The organism is Pseudomonas imperatae (assembly GCF_057128625.1).
Genome location: NZ_JBSKHP010000021.1, coordinates 1 through 23,733, shown reverse-complemented (window position 1 = coordinate 23,733; position 23,733 = coordinate 1). Strand labels below are relative to the sequence as shown.

The window sequence follows — 23,733 nt, the reverse complement described above, 5'->3', positions numbered from 1 at the left end:
TGCTCAAAGGTAGCTGCCCCATGGATTTCGCTTATTCGCCCAAGGTTCAGGAATTGCGTGAACGCGTGACCGCGTTCATGGATGCATACGTTTACCCAGCCGAGCCGGTGTTCGAACGCCAGGTGGCCGAAGGCGACCGCTGGCAGCCCACCGCGATCATGGAGGAGTTGAAAGCCAAGGCCCGCGCCGAAGGCCTGTGGAACCTGTTCCTGCCCGAGTCGGAACTGGGCGCCGGCCTGACCAACCTGGAATACGCGCCGCTGGCCGAGATCATGGGCCGCTCGCTGCTGGGGCCCGAGCCGTTCAACTGCTCGGCGCCCGACACCGGCAACATGGAGGTGCTGGTGCGCTACGGCAGCGAGGAGCACAAGCGCCGCTGGCTGGAGCCGCTGCTGCGCGGCGAGATCCGCTCGGCGTTCGCCATGACCGAGCCGGACGTGGCCTCGTCCGACGCCACCAACATGGCCGCCCGCGCCGAGCGCCAGGGTGACGAGTGGGTGATCAACGGCCGCAAGTGGTGGACCTCGGGCGCCTGCGACCCGCGCTGCAAGATCCTCATCTTCATGGGCCTGAGCAATCCGGACGGGCCGCGTCACCAGCAGCATTCGATGATTCTGGTGCCGGTGGACACCCCCGGGGTAAAAATCGTGCGGCCGTTGCCGGTGTTTGGCTATGACGACGCACCCCACGGCCACGCCGAGGTGCTGTTCGACAACGTGCGCGTGCCTTACGACAATGTGCTGCTGGGCGAGGGGCGCGGCTTCGAGATCGCCCAGGGGCGCCTGGGCCCGGGCCGTATCCACCATTGCATGCGCTCCATCGGCATGGCCGAGCGGGCGCTGGAGCTGATGTGCAAGCGCTCGGTCGAGCGCACCGCCTTCGGCCGGCCGCTGGCGCGGCTGGGCGGCAACATCGACAAGATCGCCGATTCGCGCATGGAAATCGACATGGCCCGGCTGCTGACCCTCAAGGCCGCCTACATGATGGACACCGCCGGCAACAAGGTGGCCAAGAGCGAGATTGCGCAGATCAAGGTGGTGGCGCCCAACGTGGCGCTGAGGGTGATCGACCGCGCCATCCAGATCCACGGTGGCGCCGGCGTCAGCGGGGATTTCCCGCTGGCCTACATGTACGCCATGCAGCGCACCCTGCGCCTGGCCGACGGCCCGGATGAAGTGCACCGCGCGGCCATTGGCAAATACGAGATCGGCAAGTACGTGCCCAAGGAGCTGCTGCGCAGCGCGCGCGAGCAGGGTTGACTCCAGCGGTGTAGCAGCAACTGTCTTGGCGCAGATTGCTGCGGCTATCTCTGCGGCAGCGCGAAATCCTGCGCACACCGCCCCCGTAGCAGCGGCCGCAGGCCGCGTCCCGGGCACCGCGCGGGCCAGGACGCGGCCCATGGCCGCTGCTACAGATCGCACACCGCACCCGTAGCAGCGACCGCAGGCCGCGTCCGCACTCAATACACCCACACCTCCACCCGCCGGTTCTTGATGCGGCCTTCGTCTATATCGTTGGTCGCCACCGGCATCTCTGCCCCCAGCCCGCGAATGTCGCGCAGCACCACGCCGCTGCGCGCCAGCTCGCGGCGCACGGTCATGGCCCGCAGGCGCGACAGCAGCAGCGCGCGGGCGCTGTCGTCCTTGGCATCGCCGAAGCCCACCAGGGTCACGTCCTTGAAGGTCTTGCCGCGCGCGCGCAGGTAGGCCAGCACCCGCTGCACGTCGGCCATGGCCTTGTTGTCGAGGCTGGCACTGCCCTCGGCGAAACGGAAATTCACTGACAGGCGCTGGGCGTCGGCTGCCAGCTGGCGATAGTCGGCGGGCATGTTCGCCGTGGCGGGCACCTGGATGGCCTGCACGGTCTGCGAGACGAAACCGTAGCGGGCGACGATGGCCTGGCCCTTGTCGCTCTGGGTAAAACGCACCAGCGCCTGGGCCCAGGGGTTGTTGCGCGCCGGCGGCAGGTAGAAATACAGGCGCCGCGACAAGGGATAATCCTCGGTGGCGATCAGGCTGATGGTGGGCGCCATGGCTTGCGCGGCGCCGTCGCCGATGGCCAGGGCGCGGGCCTGGCGCACGTAGGGCAGGCCGATGAAGCCGATGCCCTGGGGGTCGCGGCTGACGTCGTCCGACAGCTGTTCGCTGGACTCCAGGCGCAGGGCCTGGGGCGCCAGGTTCTTGCCGCGCGGGGTCAGCACCAGCTCCTTGAACGTCTCCCAGGTGCCGGACTGGTCATCGCGTGCGTACAGGTGAATGGGGCCGTGGCCCAGGCCCACCTCGGCCCAGTCACGCACCTCGCCGGCGAAAATCCGCGCCAGTTGCTCGGTGCTCAGCTGCCGCAAGGGGTTGTCGGGGTGCACGATCACCGCCACGCCATCGATGGCGATCACCTGCTCGGCCTCGGCGCTCTTCAGGTCACCCAGGCGGTCCAGCGCCACCAGCTCGCTGTCCTTGATGGGCCGTGAGGCGGCGGCCAGGTCGGCCTCGCCATGCTCCAGCGCGCTGAAACCGGTGCTGGAACCATGGGCGTCAATCTCGATGCGCAGCTGCTGGCCATCCACGGTCACGGCCGACACCTGCTGTTCGTTGGCGTGGGCGCCGGGCTCCACCTTGACCTGCTTCAACCCCTGGTCCTGCAGCATCGCCTGCACCAATGCCGGGCCCAGCTCGGCGCCGATGGTATTGGAACCCTGGATACGCAGGACTGGCACCTCGGCCCAGGCCGTGAGGGGCAGGGCCAGGCAGATGAAAAACAGCAGGCGGGGGAGGCGGGACATCGTCGCAGGCACCGGGGAGGCCGAAGGGGTGCCGGGGAGAATAAGACAGCGGGGTTACGGGGGTGTGACAGGTGCTTGTCGCGGCCGATCAGGCCCAGGGGCAAACGCATCGCGAACGGCCTCGACCAGGCGCTCAGCCAGCCCAGGGCGCTGCTCGAGCAAGGGGTATTGCTTGCGCAGCTTGCCGGAGAGCACATAGCCGTTCCCCCGGATCGAGTGGATGAGCTTGTCCAGTTCGTTGTCCGGCGCTTCCAGGAACTGCTTGATGGCATGGCGCGCGTTTTCATTACTTTGCAGGAACTGGGCTTCCTGGCGCATTTCGTGGGTCAGCGTCGTGTCGATCACCTGGGCCAGGTAGATGGCGTGAGCCGTCAGGTCCGGGTAGCGCCACGCGGGCAGGGCGTCGTCGTAGGCATCGAAGTGCAGGTTGTACTCGACGCCATCTTGCCCGGTGCGCTTTTCGCCAAAGTGATAGGCGCCCGCGTAGCGCTGCATCAAGGGCCGGGAAAAGCGTTCAAGGGTTTGGTCATAAGCGGCCTTGTTGAAGGTGCTGTTGGTGATGGTCGCCGAGACGGGAAGAATGATGGGGGCCGGCACGGCACCGTCGCGCCGCAGGATGTCGTTGATCAGGAAACGAGACATGCGCCCATTGCCGTCCGCCATCGGGTGCACGTAGACGAAGCCAAAGGAGGCTACTGCCGCGCGAATGATCGGGTGGGTGGCCGAGGTTCGCTGCAGGAACTGGCTCAAGCCCGCGAGCAGCCCGGCTGTGGCTTCCCAGTGGGGGGCAATGTAATCCACCACGGGGGCGAACCTCGCTACATGGCCCACGTAGACAGGTGATTTTCTCAACCCGTAGCGCAATGCCGATGGTCCCAGGATGCTGGCTTGCAGTTGTTCGAGGATGTTGGGTGCCAGCGGGTCGGGATGGCGCCCGCACTCGGTCTCCATTACCGCAGCGAAGCGATGGATTCGGTCCTCCTGATCGTGTTCGTGTTCGATCAGGAAGCTGGCTCGACTTTCCTTCACGGTCAGCCAGACGGTGCTGCGCAACAGCAGGTCGAGGCCGAAGTCGGCCTGCAGGTCGTCCAGCCGGGCACGGATATCGTAATGTTCAATGGCGACGACTTTTTCCACTCGGCGGATCAACGGGCAGTAGTCCGAGGAGCCAGGCAGGTTGTCCCGAATCCGCCAACGGGGCACGCGGGTGGCTGTGCCGGTGACGTAATAAGCGGGGTCCAGTGCATCAATGTAATTGCCTTGCACAGGCTGCCTGAGGGTCAGCTGTCGGCCTGTCAGCCATTCGCAGAAAAAACCCACCCGGCGTGCGTAGATGCCCGATGGCTCGGCGTTGATCCAGTGTTCCAGCTGCTCGCGAATGGCATCGCGGGCGAACAGCCGCGCCAGGAACTCGAGGTGGATGCCCTCGTAGCGCAGGGCAAACACCAGTTGGTCAATCAGCAGGTTCTGGGGGCGATAGCGCTCGGGGTACAGCTCTTTGCGCAGGTCACCGTCGTACATCGTGGCGCGGCGGCCGTTGACCTGGCTGACCACGGCGAAGGGTTGCACGGGCGAGATGCCGGTGTGTTTTGCAATCCAGGTATAACCGATGTCGGGCATGGGTGGTTTACCTGTTGAAAGGCGTGCTGTACGAGGGGGAGAAACGGGATGGAAATGAGTAAAACGATTAGAGCTGAAGTAAAACGATTAGAAAAGGGCTTTTTTGCAGCAAAACGTTTAGAAAATCGGTTAAACAAGCACAGCATCCCTGCGGGGGCAGCCTCCCTGCCGCCCCGCCGGGGTTTGTACGCCTAGCTCAACTTCAACCAGATCGGCGCATGGTCCGACGGCTTTTCCATCCCGCGCAGTTCATAGTCCACGCCCGCATCCGCCACCCGTGGCAGCAGGCCGTGCGAGGCCATGATCAGGTCGATACGCAGGCCGCGCTTGGGTTCGTCCTCGAAGCCGCGGCTGCGGTAGTCGAACCAGCTGAAGCGGTCGGCGACGTCGGGGTTGAGGTGGCGGAAGCTGTCCACCAGGCCCCAGTTCTTCAGGCGCGCCATCCACTCGCGTTCCTCGGGCAGGAAGCTGCACTTGCCGGTCTTCAGCCAGCGCTTGGCGTTGTCCGGGCCGATGCCGATGTCGCAGTCCTCGGGGGAAATATTCACGTCACCCATCACCACCAGCGCCTGGTCGTTGCTGAACTGGCCTTCCAGCAGCGCCTGCAGGTCGGCGTAGAAGCGCTGCTTGGCCGGGAACTTGGTGGGGTGGTCGCGGCTTTCGCCTTGGGGAAAGTAGCCGTTCATGATGGTTACCGGGTTGCCGTTGGCGTCGGCGAAGGTGCCCCAGATGAACCGGCGCTGGGCGTCTTCTTCATCGGTGCTGAAGCCCTTGTGCAGGGCCAGCGGCGCCTGGCGCGACAGCAGGGCCACGCCGTAGTGGCCCTTCTGGCCGTGGTAATGCACGTGGTAGCCCAGGGCTTGCACCTCGGCCAGCGGGAACTGCTCGTCGCTGACCTTGGTTTCCTGCAGGCCGATGACGTCGGGCTGGTGTTTTTCGATCAGCGCCGCCAGCTGATGGGGCCGGGCGCGCAGGCCGTTGATGTTGAACGAGACAATCTTCATGGAGGCGGCAGTCCTGGGTAAAACGCCGATGCTAACGGATGGGCCCGGTTGGGGCCAGCATGGCGAGCTGGGGCCGGCACTGCTAAGGTCCAGTTGGATGGAACCTCGCGACCCTGCCGTACCCCAATACAAGAACGCGCCGCACTCAAGCGGCGCCGTGTGCACAGGAGCTTGACCATGTCCCAGTCTGCCACCGAGACAGCCCAGGTAGTCATGCTGGACGGCGGCTACGCCAGCGAGGTGCGTTCGCTGCTGTACCACGCCTATCGCCACGAACCGACTTTCGCCTACGTGTTCGAGGCCGACCGCACAGGCTACGAGCAGCGGGTGCGGGCCACGGTGCGCGAACTGGTCAAGCAGCATTTCTTCCAGGACCTGCCCGGCATCGGCCTGCTGCATGAAGACCGCCTGGTGGGCGTGGCCCTGATCGCACCGCCCCAGCGCCGCCTGGGCATCACCGAAAGCTGGGCCTGGCGCCTGCGCATGCTGCTCAGCACCGGCCTGGGTTGCACGCGCCGCTACCTGGAATACTACCAGTCGGTGCTGGCCTGCCTGCCCAGCGAAGCGGTGCATGTGCTGCCCCTGCTGGCGGTGCACCCGCAGTACCAGGGGCATCACTTTGGCGAGCAGTTGCTCACCGCCGTGCACAACTGGTGCGCCGATGACGAGCATTCCGACGGGGTCGTGCTGGACACCGGCAACCCCCGTTACCTGGCGTTCTACCAGCGCCAGGGCTACGAGGAAATTGGCGAGATTGCCGTGGGACCGGTCCGCGAACATGTGTTTTTTCATGCAAGCCCGCAACATTTGGAACACATTCGTGTCTAGAATCAGAATCTTGCGAGGGCCGATCCGCTCTTAAAACGCCGCTTTACCGTGATAGCATCCGCGCCATGAAGTTTTCAGGACGATTTACCCGCGGTCTGGTGTTGCTGTTCACGAGTTTTGCCGCGCACGCGCAAAGCGAACTGGTGGTACAGGTAAAACCAGCCAATTCCGAGCTCAAGGCCAATGTCGAAGGCTACATCGGCAGCCTCGGCGACCGTGACGCCGAAGCCCTCGAGCGTTTCAGCCACGGCGCCGAAGAGCAGGCCGCCAAGGCCGCCCAGGCCCTGGGCTACTACCAGGCGCACATTGCCAGCCGGGTGAAGGACGGCGCGAACCCGCAACTGGTGCTGAGCATCGAGCCGGGCGAGCCCATTCACCTGCGCAACGTCACCATTCGCGTCGAAGGGCCGGCCAGCCAGTTCAAGGGCTTCCGCCTGCCCAACAGCGCTGACCTGCGCCCCGGCGCCGTGCTCAACCACGGCCATTACCAGGACGCCAAGCAGCTGATCCTCAACCAGGCCTCGCGCTACGGCTATTTCCAGGGCCACTTCACCCAGCAGCGGCTGGCCGTGGACCCGGTCGCCGGCGTGGCCGACATCGAGCTGGTGTACGACAGTGGCCCGCGCTTCACCCTCGGCGCCGTGCATTTCGAAGGCGACACGCCGTTCGACGACGACCTGCTGCAACGCATGGTGCCGTTCAAGCCCGGCACCCCCTATGACTCGCAGCTGGTGGCCGAGCTCAACCAGGCCCTGCAATCGAGCGGCTATTTCGAAAGCATGCGCGTGGACGCCGCGCCTACCTCCGCCGAAGGCCAGGTGATACCGGTGGACGTGCAACTCAAGACCCGCAAGCCGCGCACCATCGGCATCGGCCCCGGCTATTCCACCGACGTGGGCCCGCGGGTGAAGGCCAACTGGACGCGCCACTGGGTCAACTCCCACGGCGACAGCTACGGCACCGAGGCCGAGGTGTCCGCACCGCGGCAGAACATCGGCCTGTGGTACGACCGCCCCCTGGACCCACCGCTCACCGACAAGCTGCGCTGGGCCGCCGGCTACCAGTACGAGGAAATCGCCGACACCGACAGCCTCAGCAAGCTGCTGACCGTGGGCCCCGAATGGCACAGCAAACTGCCCAGCGGCTGGCAGCGGGTGATCTCGCTCAAGTGGCAGCGCGAGGAATACCGCCTGGGCAACGACAGCGGCCTGAGCACGCTGCTGATGCCGGGCATCAGCTACTCGTACCTGAAAAGCGACAACAAGGTCGACCCGCACAACGGCTACCGCCTGCAGTTCGACACCCAGGTGGCCAAGGAAGGCCTGGGCTCGGATGCCAACCTGGTGCACGGCAACGTCCTGCTCAAGGGCCTCACCACCCTGGGCGAGAACCATCGCCTGCTGGGTCGCGTGCAGTTCGGCGGCAGCCTCACCAACGGCTACAAGGCCATCCCGCCGTCGCTGCGCTTCTTCGCCGGTGGCGACCAGAGCGTGCGCGGCTACGATTACCAGACCCTGTCGCCGGAAAACTCCGACGGCGACAAGATCGGCGGCCGCTACCTGGTGGCCGGCAGCGTCGAATACCAGTACTCCATCGCCGAGAAATGGCGCATCGCAACCTTCGTCGACCAGGGCAACTCGTTCAACAACCTGGAGCTGCCCAGCCTCAAGACCGGCGTCGGCGTGGGCATCCGCTGGGTGTCCCCGGTGGGCCCGATTCGCGTCGACCTGGCGCACGCCCTGGAAGACCCGGGCGGCTTCCGCATTCACTTTTCCATAGGGCCTGAGCTTTGAACCGGGTGTTGAAACGCGGCCTGCTGTGGGCCGGTGGCGGCGTGGCCGTCGTGGCGGGGCTGGTGGTGGCGGGCGCCGTGCTGGTGCTGGAAACCACTGGCGGCAGCCGCTGGGCCCTGGCCCAGGTGCCGGGCCTTGCGGTGGACAACTTCCGCGGCCACCTGGGTGGCCACTGGAGCGCCGACGAGGTGCGCTGGGAGCAGGGCGGCACGCGCCTGCTGCTCAAGACGCCGTTGCTGGAGTGGTCGCCCTCGTGCCTGTTGCACCTGACCCTGTGCATCGAACGCCTGGAAGTGGAACAGATCAGCCTGACCCTGCCGCCCAGCGCGCCGTCCGAAAACAGCGGGCCGCTGCAACTGCCGGACCTGAAGCTGCCGATCAAGCTGCAAGTCGGCGAGATCTATCTGGGTAGCCTGTCCATCGACGGCAGCGAGCAGGTGCAGAAGCTCAAACTGGCCGCCCAATGGACCGCCGATGGCCTGCGCATCGATTCGCTGCACGCCCAGCGCGACGACCTGGCCCTGGACCTGAGCGGCACCATCGCCCCGGGCGGGCGCTGGCCGCTCAAGGCCACCGCCCAGCTGCAACTGCCCAAGGTGGGCGAGCAGCCGTGGCAGCTGGCGCTGGACATCGACGGCAACCTGCTCGACAGCCTGCAGCTGCACGGCCAGAGCAGCGGCTACCTGCCGGCCACTGTCAGCGGCGAGCTGCAGCCGCTGGCCGACAACCTTCCGGCCCAGCTGCATATCGTCTCCGCTGCGTTCAAGGCGGCGCCCAGCCTGCCTGACACGCTGCAGCTCAACCAGCTGGACTTGAGCGCCAAGGGTGACCTCAAGGCGGGCTACCAGATCGTCGGCAAGGCGCAGTTGCCCGCCGAAGGCGAGGCCATGAACCTGGCCCTGACCGGCGTCGCCGATGCCAAGGGCGCCAAGGTCCAGGGCCTGCAACTGGGCGCCAACGACAACCAGCGGGTCAAGCTCGACGGCCAGCTGAGCTGGCAGGGCGGCCTGAGCGCCGACGCGCGCCTGGACTGGCTGGACTTCCCCTGGCACCACCTGTACCCCGACGTCGCCGAGCCCCAGGTCAGCGTGCACCGCTTCAGCACTGAAGTGGCGTACCGCAACGGCAAGTACATGGGCAATTTCAGCGGCGACTTCAACGGCCCCGCCGGCGCCTTCAGCCTGGCCAGCCCGTTCAGCGGCGACCTGGGCGCGGTATTCCTGCCCCAGCTCAACCTTGCGGCCGGCAAGGGCACCGCCAGCGGCAGCCTGAAGCTGTATTTCGCCGATGCCGTGCGCTGGGACGCCGCCCTGGACCTGAGCAACCTGGACCCTGCGTTCTGGGTCGCGGAGCTGCCCGGCAACCTGGCGGGCCCTCTGCGCAGCAAGGGCGAGCTGGCCGGCGGCAAGCTGCAACTGGACGCCGACCTCGACCTCAAGGGCCGCCTGCGCGGCCAGCCGGCGGTGCTCCAGGCCAAGGCCCAGGGCGCCGACCAGCGCTGGACCCTGGCCAACCTCGACATCCGCCTGGGCGACAACCACATCAACGGCAGCGGCAGCCTGGACCAGCGCCTGGCCGGGCGCATCGACCTCGACCTGCCACGCCTGGGCCAGCTGTGGCCGCAGTTGCAGGGCCAGTTGAAGGGCCGCATCGATGCCGCCGGCACCTTGCAGGCGCCCCAGGGCGAGTTCGCCCTCAAGGGGCAGGGCCTGGGCCTGGGCGACAACCGCCTGCAGGCCATCGACCTGGCGGCCACGCTCAGCAAGGCCCAGCAGGGTACGTTGGCCCTGACGGCCTCCGGCATTCGCGCCGGCGAAACCGCCCTGGGCACGCTGACCGCCAAGGCCGCCGGCGACCTGCGCAAGCAGCAGTTGCAACTGGACCTCAAGGGCCCGCAACTGGTGCTCGCCACCGCCCTCGACGGCACCCTGGACAAGGGCAACTGGCGCGGCCGCCTGGCCAGCGCCGACATTCAGGCCGGCGGCCAGGACTGGCGCCTGGCCGGCCCCGCCAAGCTGGAGCGGCTGGCCAACGGCACCCTCAACCTGGGCGCCCATTGCTTCCAGTCGGGCGGCGCCAGCCTGTGTGGCGAAGACCAGCGGCTGATGCCCGAGCCCAAGCTGCGTTACCACCTCAAGCAGTTCCCGCTGCAAAGCCTGGCCCAATGGCTGCCCAAGGACTTCGCCTGGCAGGGCCTGCTCAACGCCGACCTGCAACTGGACCTGCCCGCCAGCGGGCCCAAGGGCCAAGTGCTGGTGGACGCCAGCGGTGGCACCTTGCGCCTCAAGGACAAGGACCAATGGCTGGATTTCCCCTACCAGGTCCTGCGTCTGAGCAGCACCCTGGGCCCGCGGCGCATCGACACCCAGTTGCAGTTCCAGGGCGAGCGCCTGGGGCAACTGCAGGTGAACGCCCGCATCGACCCGCTGGCCCGCAACAAGCCACTGAGCGGCGATTTCCGCCTGCAGGGCCTGGACATCGGCATCGCCCGGCCGTTTGCGCCCATGGTCGAGAAACTCGCCGGGCGCCTGGACGGCAGCGGCCAGCTGGCCGGCACCCTGGTGGCCCCGCAGGTCAATGGCACGGTCAAGCTCAGCGGCGGCGAGATCGCTGGCGCGCAGCTGCCGGTCAGCTTCACCGACTTGCAGGTGCAGGCACAGATCGCCGGCGAGAGCCTGCACCTGCAGGGCGACTGGAAAAGCGGCAAGGCCGGCCAGGGCAGCCTGGGCGGCCAACTGCAGTGGGGCCAGGCGCTGGCGGCGGACATCAGCCTCAAGGGCACGCGCCTGCCGGTCACCGTCGAACCCTACGCCGAGCTTGAGGCCGCACCTGACCTGCACATCGTGCTGGCCGACGATAAGCTGGCGGTTACCGGCAAGGTGTTGATCCCCACGGGGGCGATCACCGTGCGCGAGCTGCCGCCGTCCACGGTCAAGGTCTCGGAGGACACGGTGATCATCGGCCACCAGGCGCCGCCTGCGGCCGCGCCAATGGCCATGGCCATGGACATCAACGTCGAGGTGGGGCAGGACAAGCTGACCTTCACCGGCTTCGGCCTGAGCGCCAACCTGGCCGGCCACCTGCACATCGGTGACAACCTCGACACCCGCGGCGAGCTGAACCTCAACGACGGCCGCTACCGCGCCTATGGCCAGCGCCTGACCATTCGCCGCGCGCGGCTGCTGTTCGCCGGGCCCATCGCCCAGCCGTACCTGGACATCGAAGCCATTCGCCAGACCGATGACGTGATCGCCGGCATTCGCCTGAGCGGCAGCGCCGAACAGCCGACCACCGAGGTGTTCTCCGAACCCACCATGAGCCAGGAGCAGGCGCTGTCCTACCTGGTGCTGGGGCGCCCGTTGAGCACCACCGGCGAGGACAACAACATGCTCGCCCAGGCGGCGCTGGGGTTGGGGCTGGCGGGCAGTTCGAAGGTGACCGACACGCTGGCCAAGGACCTGGGCATCCAGGACTTCCAACTCGACACCCAGGGCAGCGGCACCACCACCAGCGTGGTGGCCAGCGGCAACCTGTCGGAGAAGCTCACGTTGCGCTACGGCGTGGGGGTGTTCGAGCCCGCCAACACCATTGCCTTGCGCTACAAGCTGAGCAAGAAGGTGTACGTGGAAGTGGCCAGCGGCGTGGCCAGCTCATTGGATATCTTCTACAAGCGCGATTTCTGACCGCTGCCTTCGACAAACCCGTAGTCGCCGTGGGCGGCTACGGGACCCGCTGCCATGGCTTACGACGGGTCGGCCAGGGCCGCGGCTTCCTGGCGACGGATATTGCCGATCTGGCGTAGGCTCAGGCCGTACTTGTCCGCCAGCTCACTGCGTGAACTGCCCTTGGAACTTTCCTCCTGGATCTGCCGGTTGCGCAATTGCCGGCTGAAGTGATCGGCCTTGGGGATCTCCAGCGCCAGCCCGGCGAAACGTTCAATCAGCCGTGCCAGGGCTTCGGGCGGCAAGTGCTTGGCCAGCGCCGTGCGCTGCGCATGCTTGGGGATGTACTTGGGGCGCCCACCGTACAGGCAGGTGAGGTGATAGGCGTTCTCCACGCCAATGCAGTCGATCAGGCGTTGCAGCGAATGGGGCAGTTGGCTGATATCGACTTGCTTGAGGTCATTGATGTCCATGCTGACGTCCTTGTAATGGCGAAGGAGCTGGATGCCCTTCCAGATAGGGGGTTGTGCCAGGCAAATTCTAAGGCGTATCGCGCGCAGCTACAGACGGCAACGGTGATGTGTGCGGTAGGAAAATGGGCGTTGTTGTGTAGTGCGAATCGGCGTGTCAAGGAGGAGGGGCGCAGAAACAGGCGTTGTGGCGTTTAGCCGCTAGCGTGAGGGTGCTGAAAGCATGGGGGAGGGATAAAAAAAGCTGCCACGGGCATGGAAAAAGCGAGCCCGCAGGCTCGCTTCCGGAATCAGCGTCCTTGCATGAAGCCGGGGCCGCCACCATGGCCGCCACCGAAACCGCCGCCACCACCGCCACCGTGGCCACCGCCGCCACCGCCTGGTGGCATGAACATCCAGCAACCGCTCAGCGATGCGATCATGAGAAGGGGAATCAGCAGAGTGATTCGACGCAACATGGGTAAATCCTCATAGAGTGAAGCACCCGTCCACAAAGCAGGATGGGCACTGTACTATGAGACCCTGAAAACCCCGGCGCATCCCCGCGATCGGGTATGTGCTTGGTGTGGCTGTTGACACCCATTCGATACAAATGAACCAGGAAGTACCCCATGACCCAGAAGCAACGCCTGATCTATTCCGTCTTCATTTCCATCGCCGTGCTGGCCATCATGCTGGGCCTGTCGTGGATGCAGAAGGACGGCCTGATCAGCGAGAAACTGTTCCAGTACATCGCCATTGGCGTCGCCGTGGTAGTGGTCGTGTTGAACGGCATCATGCGCCGCAAGGTCAAGCCCTGACGGCAGGGCCATGACAACAACGTAGCCGCTGCCGCAGGCTGCGCTGGCCTTATGCCTCGCTGAAGATCTTCTGGGTTCAAACGGGCCAGCGCAGCCTGCGGCAGCGGCTACACCCGTGGAGATCAATGCGGGCGCAGCATGCCCAGGGCGTGCTCGCTGAGGCCGTAGGTCTTGTCGGGGTGCATCTCGATCACGCCTTCGCTGCCCAGGCGCTTGAGCACCTCGCGCACGCTCAGGAACGACAGCGGGATGTCCAGCTCCTGCAGGTGCGTGTGCACCGCCCGCACGCCAATGCTGCGGCCCTCGCGCTCGGCGCCCAGCAGGGCGTCGATCACCTTCAGGCGGATCAGGCTGGTGCGCAGGCCATACGCCTTGAGCAGTACCTTGATCTGGCTGTTGCTGCAGCGCTCGGGCAAGGGCTGCGCCGCGGTTTGCGGGCGCGCTGCGGCCAGGGCGGGGGTGGGCATTGGCGAGTTGTGCATGGGAAAACTCCTGTTCCAGAGCTGGTCCGGTGAAATATCGCTCCTACGTATAGGACGAATGGACCGCTTGAATCATGAACCCCCAACTGTGGAAAATTCGTGATTTCCCCGTGTACAGGTTGGAAAAGATTCACATCAAGGCTGGGCAGGAATGCTGTTGAGCACCGTGTTGCCTTCGTTGTTCTGGGTCAGGTAGATGGGCAGCACCTTGGGCAGGCTGGCCACCAGGTTGCGGATGCGCGAGGTGTCGTACATGCCGCCGATGCGGATGTGTGCGCTGTGGTCGTCGCCCAGCACCAGGGGCTTTTCCAGGTAACGGTTGATCAGCGGCAGGGCATCGGCCAGCGGCAGGTTGTCGAGGATCAGCTTGCCGTCGCGCCAGGCCAGGCTGTTGTCGCCGGCGTAGGTCTGGCTCAGCTGCGGCTCGTAGTCGCCGGCCTTGTAGCGCGCCTGCATGCCCGGGCCCAGGCGGAAACCGCCGTCCGGGTCGGCGTTGATGCTGCTCACCAGCACCGAGCCTTCCACCAGGGTCACGCGCACCTGGTCCTGGTATTTCCACACGTTGAAGCGGGTGCCGGTGACCTTGATGCGGCCCTCGGCGGCCTTGACCACGAAGGGGTGCTGGGCGTCGTGAGTGACCTCGAAGAAGGCCTCGCCGCGGCTCAGGCGCACCTGGCGGTGGTCCTTGAAGTTGGTGTAGCTCAGCTCGCTGTCCAGGTTCAGCTCGACCCGGGTGCCGTCGCCCAGCACCACGTGGCGCAGGGCGCCCTGGCTGGTCTCGTGCTGGTACGCATCCGGCAGCCAGCCGGCGCTCCAGCCGGTGTAGGCCGCCAGGGGCAGTGCCACGGCGCTGATGGCCGCAGCCACGGCCCAGCGCCGCAGGGCAGGACGGCGCGCGGGGATTGCCACCACCACCGCTGGCGCAGGCCGCGGCAGCTGATCGGACAGGGTCCAGATCTCTGCCATGGCTGCATATTCCCGGGCGTGCAAGGGGTCTGCGCCCAGCCACTGTTCGAACTGCGCGCGCTCCTGGGCCGAGCAATCCTCGGCGTGCAGGCGCATGCACCACTGGGCGGCGGCCTCGGTGATGGCGTCAGAGTGGTCAGGGGTGGCGGGCATTTCGATGGCAGGCTCCAGAAGCAATGCGCCATTCTAACCCCTGGCCTCGAATGGCTGGAACCCGCAATCATGGCAATTCGCTTATAGACCCGCACTTATTGTTTATCGAGGCCCCCTGCTGCCGTGGCCAGGGGGCTGGCGCAAGCGGGTTACCAGAGCTCACGCCCCAGCGACGTTGCCAGCAGGGTGACGGAGTCGGCGTTGTCGAGAATCACCTGGGCGCGGCGCAACGGGTCGAGCATGAACACCTCCCTTGCCGCGTCGAGTTCCGTGGTTGCGGTGTGCTTGTACACCCGCTCCAGCCCCTTGCCGTCCGCGTCGGCCAGATCACGCAGCACGCCGCTCGTTCGGTCTTCCACCTTGAACAGCCGGTTATGAGGCGTCTGCAGCGACAGGCCGCGCCGGTGCATGTTCAGCTGCTGGATGAAGAATTGCTGGCCGGCGCTGGTGTTGTACAGGGTATCGACCGGCGGGTAGCCGGAGTTCAGGTAGGCGATGTCGGTGGTGCGGTTGGCCTGGTGTGACACTTCATGAATCAGGGTGGTGGCCTGGGCGTGAAGTAACGGGTCGATCACCCGCTTGAGCGGATCGACGTTGAGCAGGATGCTGAAGTCCAGCTGAAAGAACTGTTCGGTCAGGAAGATGCGCCGGTGGTGATCGCCGCGAAACACGAAACCATGAGTGCGGGTGTAGCCTGGCCGATTCAGGCCGAATATCAGCCGCTGGGAATTGAGCGGTTCCAGCGACCGCTCTTGCAGCCCCGACAGCACGCTGGTCAGGGCACGACGCACCTGGTGCAGCAGTTTCGGGGTCGTGGCGGCTACGCCAAACATGTCCATCAACAGCGATTCGGTGCGGGCCGGCAGCGACTTTTGCGGTTGGCGGGCATTGAGGTTCTCCAGGGCTGTTATCAGGTAATGGGAGGCTTGGGCGTGGGCTGCGCACACCTGCTGGGCCTTCGCGGGGTCGCCAGTAAATAAGCGCGCCATGCCTTTGTACTGGGTGATGAATACACGGTTGATCTGCTGGTCAGTGCCATGCTGGTCGAGGATGCGCAGGATGTTGTAGCCGTTGCTCAACGGTGGCACCGATATCACCAGTTCCCAAGCGCCGCTCGCCTGCCATTCGATGCGTGGCCCCTCGCGCTGGTCGCGGGTAAGGAACCACTGGCCGTTTTCCTCACGCACCTTGCATACGCGCCCCTGTATCACTACGTAGAGTTCATTTGCGTAGACATAGACGTTGCGGGTGGCGTCGAAGGTCATGCGCCGCAGGTCTACCCCCTGTGCCTCGAACAGGCTGATGCGCTCTATTTTCGCCGCCTCCAGGCGGAAGTTCGGAATAGCCGGCAGGCTTGGCGCAGGGCGCGGGGCGGCGGGCCACAGGCGGCGGCCGACGCCCATCATGTGCTCGGCAGAGTTTTCCGAGCCGGCGAGCAGGCCAAGGGCTGCAACGAAGTCGGTCAAGGCTTCGCCCCAGCGTTGCCGGGACGCGGCGTTGATCGAAGCCTGGAACCAGCTCTCGCTCTGCCACAGGTTGAGCACTTTGGCCAGGGAGCCTGGCAGGAGGATCGAGCCCTGCTCGATGCCCAGGGTCATCAGGTAGCGGAAGGTCGTCCAGTTTGCTTCCTCGGTGGTCACCGTGGCCGTCTTGTTGACGCGTTTCAATACCGCCAGGTTATCCCGGAACAGGTAGTGCAACGCACTGCCGGCGACCGGGTCGGCGGCGTGGAGCTGGGTGCCATCGGGCCGCAGTTCCACGTCCAGGGGCGATTCACCCAGCATGGGCAAGTGGGGGTGATTAAACCCGTGGCGTGCGTAACGGTTGCTGATGGCCGGGTCCAGTTGGGCGATGACTTCGGTCTGCATGGCCGTGTCGGCGCGCAACTTGGCCAGCAGGTCGTCGGCGTTGGCGTACTCACGGAACATCGATTGGTCGTTGTAGGGGGTGTAGAGCACCAGTGGCCCGTGGGTGATGTCCTTGGGGCCTATCAGGTGCATGCCTGTCGCGGTGTCCGGGTCAAGGTAGCTGGCGGCTTGAAACTGCAGGGGGCGGATCACCACATCGACACCGGCCAAGGGTTGCCGCGCCAGGGCATCGGGCATGGTCAGCACGGCCGCCACATAGCGGTACGCAGTATCGCTCAGGCGCTTCGCCATTTTTTGCTGATAGGCCGCGGTGATCAGTTCTGCCGTCAGCTGGCGGCTGTAGCGCAACTGTCGGGTCGCGTAGTCGGCATCGTCGGGGCTCAGGCGGGTGGCCAGCAGCTGGCGATACTGGCTGGCGACGTCGAGGCTGGCCACCATCTTGCGGACGTAGTCGCTGTCCAGCCCCGCCGGCAATGGGCTGGCGTCGGTCATCTCGAGGATGGCAGGCGTACCGGGCAGCAAGGTCAACTGGTCGATGGCGGCGGTGGTCAGGGTCTCGCGTTGCACCTGGGTAGCGGCAGGCAGTTGCGAGGGGATTTCACCGGCCCCCACCAGGCCGGGGGTAAAGTGGCGCAGGGTGATGAGCACATCGTCCGGTTGCGGCGCCTTGTCGCCCAAGTCCTGCTGCAGCCTTTCAGTCACGCGCCCACGGGTGAAGGTCCTGAGGTCGGGGATGTCGAACAGATAGTCCTCGCCCAATGCCTGCAGGCGCGCGCAGGTGCCAACCAGCGCGGTATAGGTGGTGAGCTCCTGGGAGGAAGCATCGGTGAGCCAACTTGGCAGGGTGGTCTTCAGGTGCCAGTAGTCCAGGGCAGTATCCAGTCCCTGCAGGTAGGTGGTGAGGGCGTCCTTGACCGCGGTGAGGTGCACGTAGCGGCGAACCAGCTCACCGCTGAAACGCAGTGTGCAGGTGAGTTGATAGGCACTGCGGGCGGCCTGGCGTTGACGTCGGCGTTCATCGAGTTGCAACCGGCGGGGCACCGAATCGGTGATCGGCCAGGTCGACAGGCTCAGGGGCACCTCGGGTGTGCGGCCCAGCGCCCGGCTCAAGGCTTCATCATCGTCAGGTGGCAACAACGACAGCCAGTCGACGTTCAGTGGCGGGGTACGCAGGCGGTCCCCCAGCGATTGCAGCAGCAAGGTGCGGGTGCTGAATACCTCCACGCCTGCCAGCACCGACCAGAGCAGCACCTGGCCAGAATCATCGCCGTCGGTGTGTACCACGAACACGTTGCTCAGCACCGCCTCGGGCCGGTCGTTGAAGCGCACACTGACACCATGGGCCTTGGCCCGGCCCGTCCCAGCGGGGCGCTGATGTTCCAATGGATAGTCCAATACCTGCTGCAACTGGTCGAGGGCGCCGGCCGCAAGCTTGCCAAAACGCCGTTGCATGCCCAGCTCCAGGCGCAGCAGGCCCTCGCGGATCTGCCGGGATTCGGCTTGGGGCCAGGCCCACAGGCCTTGCAGGCGCAAGCCGCGGTCGGCTTCCAGCACCGTGTTAAAGGTCTTGTCCAGGCGTGAGCCTGCGTGGTTCAGCAGCGCTGTCACCAGGCTTTTCGGCAGTGCCTGGAGCGCCCCACCGTGTTGCTCCTGGGCCGCTGGCAGCCAGCGCGGGCGCCCTTCGGGGCGGCTGACGCGCTCTACCAGGACGTCCGCCAGGCTGACCCACAGCGGTTGTTCGTCCCCCGGGGCGCTCAGGTCGAAGGTCACTGACTGGCTCGACAGGTGTGCGCTGATCACGCTCAAGGCCGGGTCCAGTACATCGGCAGCACTTTCCTCCAGGTCGGCAGTCCCGCCCCGCAAGGCTTGGTGGCGGTTGTTGAACTCGTGGAGTTGCTTCATCCACTGGGCGGTTTGTTTCAGCGCGCCGGGCCGCGCCAGCAGCACGCCTTGCTGCAGCAGCGGCAATGGCCGCCAGCGCCGCGTTGGGTCCAGGTTCAGCAGACGCTGGTCGAGCAGCCCACGAACGTCCAGGGCCTGGTCAACCAGCACCATGGCGCGGCCCGGGCTCCCACCCCGTTGCTGCAGGCAACTGCGCAGGTTACGCGCCTGGCACTGGGCGATGGCGTCCATGCACGCCAGCAGCGGGGTAGGGCCCAAGGGCGGGGTCAGCAGCTGCGGGCGTGCCAGCCCTGCCCATGCCTCATGGTCGGCTCGCGCCACGGCGGCAGGCGCTTCAGGCAATGTGGTCAGGTAAAGCATCAACGACATACGGCTGGCGTGGCGCTGCAGTTCGCCCTGGCCATCGTAGACATACACCGAGGGCCCGGCAGGGTCGGCGATCAGCAGTGCACCCGCCACGGTCACCAGTGGCGTGGATTCGCCATGTTCTGCCAGGGCCAGCCCGCAGGCATGGCCCTCGACAAGGGCCGCGCGTAGCCAGGGCCAGTGGTCGCCCAGCAATTGACCGTTGGCGCGCGCTTGCAGCAAGGCCTGGTAGAAGGCTGCGCCATACAACTGGGCCAGGCTTGCGCGCTGGGCCTGCCAGGCCTCCTGCAGGGCCTTGACATAGCTATCGGGCACGGCGGCGAAGCTGCCGTCGAGAGTCGCCTGCAGCGCATCGCGGGCCTTGTCGCTCATTGGCTGGTCGTCATGGGGCAGCCACTTGAGGTGCTGTTCACTGTGCGCTTGCTGGCCAGCGAACACTTGCAGGTGATATTCGGCGAGGGTAAGGGTCTGGCTGACGTTGCCATCCTGCTTGTTGACGTATTGCAGCCAGACATTATCGGGGTCGTTGGCCTTGCCTGGGTATTGCGCTGTCAGGGTTGCTTTCACACGGTTCTGCAACTGGCTGTCCAGCGCGGGCAGTTGCCCGAACCAGCGGGCTGCTTCGGCCAGGTGGTCGGCGCGTTGCAACACATAGGTGGCGCTGATGCTGTCGAACAAGGGTTGCTGCACCTGCTCCAGTTCAAACTGCGCCTGCGGCGCCCCTTGCAATGTGCGCAGGCGAGTCTCCAGGGCCGTGCGGTCGGTAAAGGGCTGGATGCCGTCCAGCAGCGTCCACAGGTAAACGGAGGGGTTTGCCGGGTCGGGGTGGCTGAACACCATGGCGCCTGCCAGCTGCGGGTCCAGGCGCTGGTCGGGGGCCAGCAGCGGTTGGTCGACGCGCAAGGTATCAGGCGATTTGTCGGCCAGCAGCCAGTCGTGCTCCACCTGGCTGAGGCGTTCGTCTCTGAAGGCCTGGCTGACGTTGCTGATAAACCGGCTGCGCAGCAGGTCGGGGTGGAAAAACGGCACATGAACGATAGGGGTAGGCATGACGGCTCCAATTGCCGCGAAATGGGCGCCCAAAGTAGTTTTTCCATGCCTGTTGGCGGCGTTAGTTGTGTACCACCGCCCCTCCGGCGCCTCTGCTATTGACACGGGAGCGGGGGCGGTGTGATTAATCGGCTATCCCCCCTGCTAGGAGCTTGTGATGCCTGCTGTCGACACTCCACATACCACGACCCTGGCCTTCGACCAGCTGGTGCCGTTGCTAAGCCAGATATTCCAGCGCCATGGCGCCTCGGCCTCGGTGGCCCAGGTGCTCGCGCACAACTGTGCCACCGCCCAGCAGGACGGCGCCCACAGCCACGGCGTGTTTCGCGTGCCGGGCTATGTGTCGTCCATGGCGAGCGGCTGGGTGGATGGTGCAGCGGTGCCGGTGGTCGAAGATGTGGCGTCGGGATTCGTGCGTGTGGACGCTGCGCGCGGGTTCGCCCAGCCAGCCCTGGCGGCGGCCCGGCCGCTGCTGCTGGCCAAGGCGCGTGAAGCCGGCATCGCGGTGCTGGCGATTCGCAATTCGCACCACTTCGCCGCGCTGTGGCCCGATGTCGAGCCTTTCGCCCGTGAGGGGCTGGTGGCCTTGAGCGTGGTCAACAGCATGACCTGCGTGGTGCCCCATGGCGGCCAGAAGCCCCTGTTCGGCACCAACCCCATTGCCTTCGCCGCGCCGTGTGAAGGCCATGATCCGATCGTCTTCGACATGGCCACCAGCGCCCTGGCCCATGGCGACGTGCAGATCGCCGCGCGCCAGGGCACGGTCGTGCCGCCCGGCACCGGCGTCGATCGCCACGGCCAGCCCACCACCGATCCCAAGGCCATTCTCGATGGCGGTGCGTTGTTGCCGTTCGGCGGGCACAAGGGCTCGGCGTTGTCGATGATGGTCGAGTTGCTGGCCGCTGCGCTGACGGGTGGCAACTTCTCCTTTGGTTTCGACTGGAGCCAGCACCCTGGGGCGCAGACGCCCTGGACCGGCCAGCTGATCATTGTCATCGACCCGAGCAAGGCGGCCGGCAATGACTTCGCCGCGCGCAGTCGCGAGCTGGTGGAGCGCATGCAGGAAGTGGGGGTAACGCGGATGGCCGGGGAGCGGCGTTATCGCGCGCGGGCCAAGGCCCGACAGGAAGGTGTGCAGATTGGCGTGGAAGAGTTGGCGCGCCTGCAGGCCCTGGCGCTGCGTGAATGACGCGGCCTGCGGCCGCTGCTACGGGGGAAGTGTGTAGCAGCTGCCGTCAGGCGGCGTCCTGCGCGCCCGTTACGAACGGCGGCCCAGCAGCAGGCCCACCACCAGGCCGAAGCCGGCGGAAATGGCCACGGTCTGCCAGGGGTGGCCACCGATGTATTCCTGGGTGGCTTCCACCACTGGCTGGGCACGGTCGCGAGCGCCGCTGACCGACTCCCGGGCTTGCTTGAGCTTCAAGCCAACCTGTTCACGCCAGGTCTCGGCTTCTTCCCCCACCAGTTCCGCGCCATTCTTGAGCAGGGCTTCGGATTCCTCGATCAGCGCCTGCAGTTCACTGAAGGCTTGATCCTTGATCTGATCGGCGGCTTGCGAGGCAGTTTTACGGGCCATATGCGTTGCTCCTGGTAATTGATGGCAGTGAACAATGGATTGCAGCAGTGGGCGAAAGTTGCAGCGGTGTTCAGGTCCGGCTGCCCGACAGTGTAAGATAGCGGCCAATTTTCACGCTGCAGGGTTACCCCATGAGTTTCAATCTGGCCAACATGAGCCTCGCCGAGCGGGCGATGATCGAGGACGAGAAATCCCGCCTGTTCGACCTCTGGCAGTCCAACCTGGGCAAGGCCAAGGCCGACGCCGCGCGCCTGATCAGCGAGAAGTCCAAGCGCAAGGGCCGCTGGGCCGAATGGGTACGCGCAGAGCTTGATGGCATGTCGCCGCCTGAGTACGCCAACATGGTACGTGCCGAGGTCAACCGGCTAATGGCCGCCAACAAGTAACGCATCGCCCACGCAGGCACTGATGGCCTCGCGGACGCGCAGCAGCGCCGGGTCGATCTGCGCGTGGGTGCGCCAGCCCATTTCGATGGGGTAGCGCGGCAGGTTCAACGGGCAGGGCAGGGTCGCCAGCCCGCACACCTGGGCAATGCGCCACGCCGCATGCGCCGGCACCGTGGCAATCGCCCGTGAGCCCTTGAGCAGGTAGGGCAGGGCGGCGAAGTGGGTGGTCGAGGCCTGCACCTGTCGGGTGCGGCCCAAGGCCGCCAGGGCTTCGTCGATGATGCCGATGAAGCCACCTGAGGAAATCAGGATCTGCTCACGGGCGACGAATTCGTCCACTTCAATCTCGGCCTGCCCAGCTGCCAGGCTGGCCGGGTCCACCAGGCTCAAGTAATCGCCTTCACCCAACACCTGGCGGCTGAGCATGCGTTCGTTGAAGCCGCCGGCGGTGATGGCCAGGTCCAGGGTGCGCTCGCTCAGGGCCTGGGCGACGATCTGCGTGTGGGTTTGCCGGAAGATCAGGCGCAGCCCCGGCGCCCGGCGCTCCACTTCCTCGATCAGTGCGCGGCCGAAGGCAATCTCGAAATCATCCGACAGCCCCAGGCTCACCGCGCGGCCCCGGTAGTCGCTGGCGTTGGGATCGAGCAAGGTCAGGCTCTGCCTGCACTTGTTCAGCGCCTCGCTGATCAGCGGCTTCAACTGGTTGGCCCGCAGGGTCGGCGCCAGGCCGCGCCCGGTGCGCACGAACAGCGGGTCACCATATACCTCGCGCAGGCGTCGCAACGCCGCGCTCACCGCCGACTGGGTCACGCCCAGGCGCAGGGCCGCACGGCTGGCGCTGACTTCGTCGTGCAAGGCTTCGAAGACTTTCAGCAGGTTGAGATCGACGTCGACGATATTCATCTGGTTCATATCATTCAGAATTGAATGGGGCTTTATTCATGATTCACCAGCCGCCGACAATGTGCAAACAGTCCTGCACACGGAAGCTACCTGCTATGTCGAAATCCATCGTTGCCGCCCTGCAAATCGGCGCCTTGCCCGGCGGCAAGGCCGACACCCTGGCGCACATCCTCAGCTACGAAGACGCCATCCGCGACGCCGGCGCCCAACTGGTGGTCATGCCCGAAGCGCTGCTGGGCGGCTACCCCAAGGGCGAGACCTTCGGCACCCAGTTGGGCTACCGCCTGCCCGAGGGCCGCGACGCCTTCGCCCGCTACCACGCCAACGCCATCGACGTGCCTGGCGCTGAAACCGAGGCCCTGGCCGGCCTTGCCCAGCGCACCGGCGCCAACCTGGTGCTGGGGGTGATCGAGCGCAGCGGCCACACACTGTTCTGCACCGTCCTGTACTTCTGTCCGCAACAGGGCCTGGTGGCCAAGCACCGCAAACTCATGCCCACCGGCACCGAGCGGCTGATCTGGGGCAAGGGCGACGGCTCCACCCTGCCGGTGGTGGAAGGCGCGGCCGGGCGCATCGGTGGCGCGGTGTGCTGGGAAAACTACATGCCGCTGCTGCGCATGGCCATGTATGCCAAGGGCGTGGACATCTGGTGCGCGCCCACGGTGGATGAACGCGAGATGTGGCAGGTGACCATGCGCCACGTGGCCTGCGAGGGGCGCTGCTTCGTGGTCAGCGCCTGCCAGGTGCAGGATTCGCCTGCGGCCCTGGGCACCGAGGTGGCCAACTGGCCGTCGGAACGGCCGTTGATCAATGGTGGCAGTGTCATTATCGGGCCGTTGGGGGATGTGCTGGCGGGGCCGTTGGTGGGGGCACGAGGGTTGCTGGTGGCTGAAATCGACAGTGAGGATTTAGTGCGTGCTCGCTATGATTTCGACGTGGTTGGGCACTATTCGCGGCCGGATGTCTTCGAGTTGGTGGTGGATGAAACGCCGCGTCCGGGGGTGAAATTTATTTAAAGTGAGCCAAGAGCCGCACCGCGTTCCGCTGTTGATCTTGATCCCGTGCGGCCTTTGATCTTGATTGTGTGCCCCATAAAGCGCCAGGGCCGACTGGAGGCGTTGGCCA

18 protein-coding genes are annotated in these 23,733 nt (G+C 65.8%); 8 read left to right on the top strand and 10 right to left on the bottom strand.

The features are described 5' to 3' along the window. Positions 1-20 precede the first annotated feature (20 nt). Positions 21-1,259, top strand: a complete 1,239-nt coding sequence (locus ACWKWX_RS23300) for an acyl-CoA dehydrogenase (protein WP_416425268.1) — start codon at positions 21-23, stop codon at positions 1,257-1,259. A gap of 200 nt (positions 1,260-1,459) precedes the next feature. Here ACWKWX_RS23300 and ACWKWX_RS23295 read toward each other — a convergent pair whose 3' ends face one another. The 3 genes from ACWKWX_RS23295 to xthA form a co-directional block, all read right to left on the bottom strand. Beyond that, positions 1,460-2,779 (bottom strand): substrate-binding domain-containing protein, encoded by a 1,320-nt coding sequence (locus tag ACWKWX_RS23295; RefSeq protein WP_483829034.1) that lies wholly within the window; start codon positions 2,777-2,779, stop codon positions 1,460-1,462. Between the two features lie 54 nt (positions 2,780-2,833). Beyond that, the gene (locus tag ACWKWX_RS23290) at positions 2,834-4,399 is read right to left on the bottom strand and encodes a Fic family protein (protein WP_483829033.1); all 1,566 of its coding nucleotides are present in this window, start codon (positions 4,397-4,399) and stop codon (positions 2,834-2,836) included. 191 nt (positions 4,400-4,590) lie between these two features. Next, positions 4,591-5,403 carry an exodeoxyribonuclease III gene (gene xthA, locus ACWKWX_RS23285; RefSeq protein WP_416425266.1) on the bottom strand — a complete coding sequence of 271 codons (813 nt, stop codon included), beginning with the start codon at positions 5,401-5,403 and terminating at the stop codon, positions 4,591-4,593. Positions 5,404-5,580: 177 nt separating this feature from the next. Here xthA and ACWKWX_RS23280 point away from each other — a divergent pair, with 177 nt between their 5' ends. The 3 genes from ACWKWX_RS23280 (at position 5,581) to ACWKWX_RS23270 (ending at position 11,707) form a co-directional block, all read left to right on the top strand. Then, positions 5,581-6,231 (top strand): GNAT family N-acetyltransferase, encoded by a 651-nt coding sequence (locus tag ACWKWX_RS23280; RefSeq protein WP_416425265.1) that lies wholly within the window; start codon positions 5,581-5,583, stop codon positions 6,229-6,231. 65 nt (positions 6,232-6,296) lie between these two features. Next, entirely contained in the window at positions 6,297-8,024 is a 1,728-nt protein-coding gene (locus ACWKWX_RS23275) for an autotransporter assembly complex protein TamA (protein WP_483829032.1), read from the top strand. Positions 8,025-8,032: 8 nt separating this feature from the next. Further along, a complete protein-coding gene (locus tag ACWKWX_RS23270; protein WP_483829081.1) occupies positions 8,033-11,707 on the top strand; it encodes a translocation/assembly module TamB domain-containing protein in 3,675 nt (1,224 codons plus the stop codon). 59 nt (positions 11,708-11,766) lie between these two features. Here ACWKWX_RS23270 and ACWKWX_RS23265 read toward each other — a convergent pair whose 3' ends face one another. Continuing rightward, entirely contained in the window at positions 11,767-12,159 is a 393-nt protein-coding gene (locus tag ACWKWX_RS23265; protein WP_416425262.1) for a Mor transcription activator family protein, read from the bottom strand. Positions 12,160-12,446: 287 nt separating this feature from the next. Continuing rightward, positions 12,447-12,614: a hypothetical protein gene (locus tag ACWKWX_RS23260; protein ID WP_473003129.1), complete on the bottom strand. Its 168-nt coding sequence runs from the start codon at positions 12,612-12,614 to the stop codon at positions 12,447-12,449. 153 nt (positions 12,615-12,767) lie between these two features. On the opposite strand from ACWKWX_RS23260, the gene ACWKWX_RS23255 reads away from it, so the two are divergent. Further along, the gene (locus ACWKWX_RS23255) at positions 12,768-12,956 is read left to right on the top strand and encodes a hypothetical protein (RefSeq protein ID WP_416425260.1); all 189 of its coding nucleotides are present in this window, start codon (positions 12,768-12,770) and stop codon (positions 12,954-12,956) included. Between the two features lie 122 nt (positions 12,957-13,078). Here the strand turns inward: ACWKWX_RS23255 and ACWKWX_RS23250 are convergent, their stop codons facing one another. From ACWKWX_RS23250 to ACWKWX_RS23240, 3 genes are all read right to left on the bottom strand, one after another. Further along, entirely contained in the window at positions 13,079-13,438 is a 360-nt protein-coding gene (locus ACWKWX_RS23250; protein ID WP_483829031.1) for a fe2+ zn2+ uptake regulation protein, read from the bottom strand. A gap of 135 nt (positions 13,439-13,573) precedes the next feature. Further along, positions 13,574-14,557: a FecR family protein gene (locus ACWKWX_RS23245; protein ID WP_483829030.1), complete on the bottom strand. Its 984-nt coding sequence runs from the start codon at positions 14,555-14,557 to the stop codon at positions 13,574-13,576. A gap of 149 nt (positions 14,558-14,706) precedes the next feature. Beyond that, positions 14,707-19,743, bottom strand: a complete 5,037-nt coding sequence (locus ACWKWX_RS23240; protein ID WP_483829029.1) for a dermonecrotic toxin domain-containing protein — start codon at positions 19,741-19,743, stop codon at positions 14,707-14,709. Between the two features lie 157 nt (positions 19,744-19,900). On the opposite strand from ACWKWX_RS23240, the gene ACWKWX_RS23235 reads away from it, so the two are divergent. Beyond that, positions 19,901-20,932, top strand: coding sequence for an Ldh family oxidoreductase (locus tag ACWKWX_RS23235; RefSeq protein WP_483829028.1), 1,032 nt, complete (start codon positions 19,901-19,903; stop codon positions 20,930-20,932). 69 nt (positions 20,933-21,001) lie between these two features. Here the strand turns inward: ACWKWX_RS23235 and ACWKWX_RS23230 are convergent, their stop codons facing one another. Then, a complete protein-coding gene (locus ACWKWX_RS23230; RefSeq protein ID WP_416425255.1) occupies positions 21,002-21,319 on the bottom strand; it encodes an ElaB/YgaM/YqjD family protein in 318 nt (105 codons plus the stop codon). Between the two features lie 131 nt (positions 21,320-21,450). On the opposite strand from ACWKWX_RS23230, the gene ACWKWX_RS23225 reads away from it, so the two are divergent. Next, a complete protein-coding gene (locus ACWKWX_RS23225) occupies positions 21,451-21,705 on the top strand; it encodes a hypothetical protein (protein WP_416425254.1) in 255 nt (84 codons plus the stop codon). Here the strand turns inward: ACWKWX_RS23225 and ACWKWX_RS23220 are convergent. Then, positions 21,685-22,617 (bottom strand): LysR family transcriptional regulator, encoded by a 933-nt coding sequence (locus tag ACWKWX_RS23220; protein WP_416425253.1) that lies wholly within the window; start codon positions 22,615-22,617, stop codon positions 21,685-21,687. The genes ACWKWX_RS23225 and ACWKWX_RS23220 overlap by 21 nt on opposite strands. 86 nt (positions 22,618-22,703) lie before the next feature. Between ACWKWX_RS23220 and ACWKWX_RS23215 the strand changes: the two genes are divergently transcribed. Next, the gene (locus ACWKWX_RS23215) at positions 22,704-23,624 is read left to right on the top strand and encodes a carbon-nitrogen hydrolase family protein (protein ID WP_416425252.1); all 921 of its coding nucleotides are present in this window, start codon (positions 22,704-22,706) and stop codon (positions 23,622-23,624) included. Positions 23,625-23,733: the final 109 nt, after the last annotated feature.